Annotated in this window: 1 rRNA gene; it reads left to right on the top strand. The window is 46.3% G+C overall.

Annotated features, from left to right (window positions below):
* Positions 1-152: 152 nt before the first annotated feature.
* A 23S ribosomal RNA gene (locus M3194_RS31090) occupies positions 153-255 on the top strand; the annotation flags it as partial.

Here is a 255-nt window from a genome sequence, read left to right as displayed (position 1 = left end):
AGCGAAAGAATGAAACATCCTTAAGCAATTATTGAATGTTTGCGAAGGTTGTTTCGAGTCTGGTGCGACTTTTGCGCGTTTATTTCAACCATTAGTTCTCTAATCAAGAAATAAACCTCAAGGAGCATCAGACCGAAACAACCGGAGCATTAGGTTAAGCTAATAAGAGCGCACGGAGGATGCCTAGGCACTAGGAGCCGAAGAAGGACGTGGCGAACAACGAAACTGCCTCGGGGAGCGGTAAGCACGCATTGA

It is taken from the genome of Paenibacillus glycanilyticus, assembly GCF_023715145.1.
GTDB classification, from domain to species: domain Bacteria; phylum Bacillota; class Bacilli; order Paenibacillales; family Paenibacillaceae; genus Pristimantibacillus; species Pristimantibacillus glycanilyticus_A.
This window is presented reverse-complemented; position numbering and strand designations above follow the sequence as displayed.